This is a genomic window from Paenibacillus sp. OT2-17 (assembly GCF_009827695.1).
GTDB lineage: Bacteria > Bacillota > Bacilli > Paenibacillales > Paenibacillaceae > Paenibacillus > Paenibacillus polymyxa_B.
The window spans coordinates 1-6,275 of the sequence record NZ_WUDQ01000194.1 but is presented as its reverse complement, the minus strand read 5'-3'; the positions used below and the strand labels follow the sequence as shown (position 1 = coordinate 6,275).

General features: G+C 44.6%; 7 protein-coding genes. 5 read left to right on the top strand and 2 right to left on the bottom strand.

The genetic code is table 11. From position 1 onward, the window contains the following. Positions 1-85: 85 nt before the first annotated feature. Positions 86-388: a hypothetical protein gene (locus GRP75_RS17015; RefSeq protein WP_023988858.1), complete on the bottom strand. Its 303-nt coding sequence runs from the start codon at positions 386-388 to the stop codon at positions 86-88. A 292-nt stretch (positions 389-680) separates the two neighbouring features. Between GRP75_RS17015 and GRP75_RS17010 the strand changes: the two genes are divergently transcribed. The 5 genes from GRP75_RS17010 (at position 681) to katA (ending at position 5,412) form a co-directional block, all read left to right on the top strand. Further along, positions 681-1,586, top strand: coding sequence for an NrtR DNA-binding winged helix domain-containing protein (locus GRP75_RS17010; protein WP_160789878.1), 906 nt, complete (start codon positions 681-683; stop codon positions 1,584-1,586). 27 nt (positions 1,587-1,613) lie between these two features. Beyond that, positions 1,614-2,096: a riboflavin biosynthesis intermediates N-glycosidase gene (locus GRP75_RS17005; RefSeq protein WP_023988856.1), complete on the top strand. Its 483-nt coding sequence runs from the start codon at positions 1,614-1,616 to the stop codon at positions 2,094-2,096. A gap of 5 nt (positions 2,097-2,101) precedes the next feature. Then, positions 2,102-3,001, top strand: a complete 900-nt coding sequence (locus GRP75_RS17000; RefSeq protein ID WP_160789877.1) for a TIGR02452 family protein — start codon at positions 2,102-2,104, stop codon at positions 2,999-3,001. Positions 3,002-3,061: 60 nt separating this feature from the next. Next, positions 3,062-3,664, top strand: a complete 603-nt coding sequence (gene cysC / locus GRP75_RS16995; RefSeq protein ID WP_160789876.1) for an adenylyl-sulfate kinase — start codon at positions 3,062-3,064, stop codon at positions 3,662-3,664. Between the two features lie 290 nt (positions 3,665-3,954). Further along, positions 3,955-5,412: a catalase KatA gene (gene katA, locus GRP75_RS16990; protein ID WP_160789875.1), complete on the top strand. Its 1,458-nt coding sequence runs from the start codon at positions 3,955-3,957 to the stop codon at positions 5,410-5,412. Positions 5,413-5,535: 123 nt separating this feature from the next. On the opposite strand, the gene GRP75_RS16985 is transcribed toward katA, so the two are convergent. Then, on the bottom strand, positions 5,536-6,275 hold a 740-nt coding region (locus GRP75_RS16985; protein WP_272917214.1), incomplete at its 5' end, for an MATE family efflux transporter.

The following is a 6,275-nucleotide window of genomic DNA, read 5'->3' as shown; positions in this document are numbered from 1 at the left end:
GCCGATGGGATCGGCAGTTTAGTTTAAAGACCTTCTGATGTATCAGGTTGATTCATCAGAAGGTTATTTTGCTATGTACTTGGAATCAATAGTAGCTGCTTGAATTCAATGAACTTATGATAGCAGGCAACAGAGCAACAGCCATAATGATATAGATCACGATTACAATAGCGGCCCAAAGAAGGCCTGCTTTAGCATAGTTAGCTTTGCTCGGATTAGTCGAGCCGCTAAATGCCCACACAAACAGCATAATAAGTCCAACTACCGGTATAGCCATCAAAAGTAAACTGATCATCCACTCCTTGAATGATACAGGAGGCGGGTAAACAGGAGCTGGCCTGGATGGTGCTCCTTGCTGATTGTTTTGCGGGTTAAACTGGTTAGTCAATCAGATCTTCTCCCTACGTGTTTAGTATGTTGTATTTCCTATATTGACCAAAACATCATACATGATATGACAATAAGCAACAAGTAAAATTCAGTAAACAGTCTAATAGTACTATCAAACGGTTGAAAATAGGTCTATACACCCTATTGACGAAGCGCTTTTTATATATTATTGTATTGATATTAACATTTTGTTTTTATCAATTTATTTAAATTAAAAATTACATAAAGCATTCGTCACTTTTGAATCAAAAGCGACAAATGACCCATATATGAACAGGTAGGTGACGCAAGTGACAGATGGATCGAAACATAATCACAGTGGCTTGACGGAAGAGGAGTTCTTGGCCCTGTATGATGCGAATGTATATGAGCGCCCATCCGTAACGGTAGATATGCTGCTATTTACGGTAATGGATCAGCTCCAACAAAATTACCGGAAGCTGCCGGAGAAGACCCTCCAGCTTCTTTTGATCCAAAGAGGGGAGCATCCCTATATAGGGCAATGGGCGTTGCCGGGTGGTTTTGTAGGCATAGATGAAAGTCTGGAAGAGGCTGCACGACGCGAGCTTAAAACGGAAACGAATGTGGATCAGATTTATATGGAGCAGCTATATACTTGGGGAGATGTGGCACGTGATCCGCGTATGCGGGTAATCAGCTGCGCTTACATGGCATTGGTGGACCACGATTCCTTGGAGGTACAGGCGGGGGATGATGCCGATGATGCCCAATGGTTTGAGCTGGATTACAGCGTAGCTCAGGAGACGCGGACGAATCAGCCGGAAGGTTACACATGGGAACAAGACATTGACATCACATTGAAGCATGGGGACATCCATCTATCAGCCAAAGTAAAAATAACTGAAATTCTTAAGGGAAGAACCATTGAAATCAAGCGAGAGGTGCTGGAGTCACAAGGAATTGCTTTTGATCATGCCAAAATTATTGCGTACGGTATAGAGCGTCTGCGCAGCAAAATAGAATACACAGATATCGCGTTTCACCTGATGCCAGCTCTATTTACACTGAGTGAGCTTCAGCAGGTGTATGAAATTATTCTAGGTAAGGAGCTGTTGGCCGCAGCTTTTCGTCGCAAAATAGCTGATCTCGTGGAAGAAACCAATGAGTATAGAAAGGCGGCTGGACATCGTCCGTCCAAGTTATACCGATTTAAGCCTCGGTCGCGTTTTATGTAGCATAGGAATATGAAATGAGGAATCTTCATGGAAAAGTTTACGTTTTTTTATCGCAGTCATTCGCCATTTTCGCAATGGTATCCTTCTGATTTTGTCGTGGATGGATTGGAGTTTAACTGTGCCGAGCAATATATGATGTTGAAAAAAGCACAGCTTTTTGGGGATGAAGAGGCGGCCTTGAAAATTATGCAAGCCCCTACCCCAAGGGAGCAAAAAGCCCGGGGTCGCAGTGTGCGCGGATTTGACCAATCTTTGTGGGAGGCCAATTGCCGGCAATTTGTATATGACGGTAATTACGCCAAGTTTACACAAAATCCGAATTTGCTCAAGCACCTGCTTAAAACGAAAGGAACCACTCTGGTTGAGGCTAGTCCGACCGACACCATTTGGGGTGTAGGCTTAGCTGAGAGCGATGCTCGTATACGGAACCGCAAGCTATGGCGTGGCACGAACTGGCTAGGAGAAATATTGACAAATTTACGTGAGGATGTATTGCAAAAGGAGGAATAGTCATCATGAAAAATACAATGAATTCCCGGAGCAACCGGGATGCTCGATCGCATATGGCGCAGGAAACACTATCCATTTTGGAACTTGGGTATTATACGAATATCAAACTGGTTCAAGTAAATATGACAAAAGAGATAGGAAATGCGGTCACAGACTCGAAGTTATATACACCTTCTCAGCTGGTAGCTGTAAAACAAGAGGCAGAGCAAAGAATAAAAAGTATATTGGGGCCTTCTTCCCGTATAGACGAACAGACGATCATTGCAAAATTGGAAATTACGGGAGAAAGCACGTTACAGGCGGCATACAGACTCCAGGTAGAGGAGAAGCTGACCCACGTAGCGTGTTTGAATTTTGCATCAGCCAAAAACTCGGGAGGTGGATTTCTCGGAGGTAGCCAGGCTCAAGAAGAAAGCTTGGCTCGTTCGTCAGCGTTGTATCCTTGCATTTCACAAATGGAAGAGATGTATGGACATAATCGGAAGCTGCGGAGCTGTTTTTATTCAGATTATATGATTTATTCGCCTGAAGTTCCGGTATTTCGGGATGATCAGGGGACATTGTTAGAGAAGCCGTATCAAGTCGATTTCCTGACCGCACCTGCTGTAAATGCTGGAGTTGTGCGAGAACGGGAACCAGAGCAGGTGAATCGGATTGGTGAAGTGATGCTGGAGCGGATTCGTTACATTCTTGGAATGGCTAAGCAAAACGGCGTAGAACATCTTGTGCTGGGAGCCTATGGTTGCGGAGTATTCCGCAATAAGCCGGAAGAGGTTGCCCTCTGGTTCAAGCAAGTACTTGTAGATGAAGGATATGGCTTGTTGTTTGACCGGATTGTTTTTGCAGTGTTGGATCATAAAGCAGAGCAGCGTACTTTAAACAGCTTTAAAAATGCTCTATCCTGAAGCTTGAGCTGTGCATAAAAACTGTTTACTATAATATCTCATGAAAAAGGAAGGTGCTGAATGAATCCATCTTCGAATATAACCTGGCATGTGTCCGATGTTGATAAGCAAGCGCGTCAGCTTTTGAATGGACATAAAAGTCCGGTGCTTTGGTTTACGGGGCTGTCTGGTTCGGGGAAATCAACGGTATCCTCCACACTTGAAAAAGCGTTATACGCACAAGGCATACACACGTTTATTTTGGATGGGGATAATGTTCGGCACGGTTTAAATCGGAATCTAGGTTTCCTGCCCGCTGACCGTAAAGAAAATATCCGTCGTATTGCTGAAGTTGCAATGCTAATGGCACATGCGGGTGTTCTAACGATTTGCGCCACCATTTCCCCTTATCGTGAAGATCGTGAAATGGTAAAGGACATTTTACAGCAGGAAGGTTGCTATGAGATTTATATACAGTGCAGCTTGGAGGAATGTGAGCGACGCGATCCAAAAGGAATGTACAAGAAAGCACGTGCCGGAGAAATTCATCATTTTACGGGGATTGATGCTCCCTATGAAGTACCGCTGGAACCGGATTTAATCGTATCGACTGAAGGTCGGGAGGTAATTCAGTCGGTTCAGGACATCTTGGATTTTCTTGATAGGAAGCAGCTGCTTTTATGATTTTATGATGAATTCTAGGTGAATATTGTCTGAAAGCCTCCATGGCAAAACTTCGAGAAGCGATCTAAGTAATCATTACAGAACGTGAAAATTGAAGCATACCTATTAGTAAATAAATACAATACTGCATATACGGCAAGCCTTATGGGGCTTGCTTTTTTGTTTATGATTTTAAACTAATTCTAAATCCTAGATTATAATAATTATAAAAAAGTATTGATTTTTGTTTGTGCACAATTTATAGTGAAAGGCACATAGTCAACCAATTCATTCAAGAGGTGATGTCAATCATGAGTAACCAACCAACGAACCTGACTACAAGCTGGGGCGCTCCTGTTGGAGATAATCAAAATTCGATCACAGCAGGCTCGCGAGGTCCCGCACTAATTCAGGATGTGCATCTGCTGGAGAAATTGGCGCATTTTAACCGGGAGCGTGTGCCGGAACGTGTCGTTCATGCAAAAGGTGCAGGGGCGCACGGATATTTTGAAGTCACTAATGATTTGTCTGCATTTACAAAAGCAAGCTTCTTGTCTGAGGTGGGCAAGCGTACACCAATGTTTATTCTCTTTTCGACTGTGGCGGGTGAGCTGGGTTCGTCCGATACTGTACGCGACCCGCGTGGTTTTGCGGTGAAGTTTTATACAGAAGAAGGCAACTATGATCTCGTGGGCAATAATACACCTGTGTTTTTTATTCGGGATGCCATTAAATTTCCTGACTTTATTCATACGCAAAAACGTCATCCCCAAACCCATCTGAAAAACCCGAATGCGGTCTGGGATTTCTGGTCCTTATCTCCTGAATCGCTGCATCAGGTAAGTATCCTTATGTCTGACCGCGGTATTCCAGCTACACTTAGACATATGCATGGTTTCGGTAGTCACACGTTCAAGTGGGTCAACGCCGAAGGACAGGCAGTATGGGTGAAATATCATTTTAAAACGGAGCAAGGTGTGCAAAATCTTGATGTGGATTTGGCTGCGAAAATTGCCGGTGAAAATCCTGATTATCATACAGAAGACTTGTTTAATGCCATCAAAAAAGGTGATTTTCCTGCATGGAAACTTCATGTGCAGATTATGCCGTTAGAAGATGCAGATACGTACCGCTTTGATCCATTTGATGTGACAAAAGTATGGTCTCAAAAGGATTATCCGCTGATTGAGGTTGGGCGCATGGTGCTGAATCGGAATCCTGAGAACTACTTTGCTGAGGTAGAGCAGGCGACATTCTCTCCGGGTTCATTTGTTCCTGGAATTGAAGCATCCCCGGATAAAATGCTGCAAGGACGCCTGTTTGCCTACGGCGACGCACATCGCTACCGTGTAGGTGCAAATCATAATTCGTTGCCGATCAACCGTCCGCATGCAGAAGTACACAACTACCAACGCGATGGTGCATTACGCAGTGACAGCAATGGCGGAGGATCTGTTTATTACGAGCCTAATAGTCTCGGTGGACCCAAAGAATCACCTGCGCCCAAAATTGCTCCTTTTGAAGTGTCTGGCGAAGCGCAAAGTGTAGCCTACGATCATCATGATCACTACACACAGCCAGGCGACCTGTACCGCTTGCTCAGTGAAGAAGAGCGTGCACGTCTGGTCCGAAACATCGTAAATGCGATGAAGCCCGTAGAAAGTGATGAAATCAAACTGCGTCAGGTCGGTCATTTTTATAAAGCTGATCCTGAATATGGACGTCGTGTAGCGGATGGTCTGGGCTTGACCGTTCCACAAGGCGAATAAAAGGATTTTGCAAACTTCTAATCTGATAAACCCGTATGAATAAATAATAAAAGGATGTCCCAACACCACGTACATGGTGGATGGGACATCCTTTGTTTTGAGAGCGATGTAAATCAGGTGCTGCTATATCCTCTGCAAGCGAGGTAAATAGATTACAAGAAACAGCGACCGTCCTAGGGCAAATACAATAAAGGACAGCCAAAGTCCGTGATTCCCATAATGGGGAACGCACCAGAAGAGAGCGATCAAAAAGCAGAGCAATGAGATCAGCATCGAATTACGGATCGGATACGTTACCGTCATCCCCGTAAACACACCGTAGAATACCAGTCCCAGTCCGGCTGCCAGCGGAAAGACCACAAGCCATCCATTATAAGGGCCTGTAAGGTTAATCACTGTAGCATTATCCGTAAATAGCGAGATAAGCGGCTCTTTCAGTGCGAAATACAATCCTCCCGTCACTACGCTGGTCACCAGTGTCCAGAACCAGGACAAGTGAATAACCCTTTGCAGCATTTTACGATCCCCGGCACCCCTAGCCTGACCCGTCATAATGCTACTGGCGTTGGCGAACCCATCAAAAAAGTAAGCCATAATATAATGGATCTGCAACAAAATAGCGTTCGCCGCCAACTGATCGGTTCCAAAGCTCGCACTGCGTGCCGTAAACAGATTAAACATTGTCAGCAGACAGGCTGTGCGAATCATGAGATCAAGGTTTGTTGCCATGACATTTTTCAACTCTGAAGCTCCAAACCAACCTCGCCAATTCATCTGTCCGCTTTGCTTCCATTCCCTCCAAATCGATGAGCGGAACACCAGCGCCAGACCCAATACACATGCAAGAATTTCCGCAATCAGAG

Coding starts and splice junctions, on each gene's coding strand:
- GRP75_RS17005 (WP_023988856.1), top strand. CDS start 1,614: ATGGAAAAGTTTACGTTTTTTTATCGCAGTCATTCGCCATTTTCGCAA.
- GRP75_RS17000 (WP_160789877.1), top strand. CDS start 2,102: ATGAAAAATACAATGAATTCCCGGAGCAACCGGGATGCTCGATCGCAT.
- cysC (WP_160789876.1), top strand. CDS start 3,062: ATGAATCCATCTTCGAATATAACCTGGCATGTGTCCGATGTTGATAAG.
- katA (WP_160789875.1), top strand. CDS start 3,955: ATGAGTAACCAACCAACGAACCTGACTACAAGCTGGGGCGCTCCTGTT.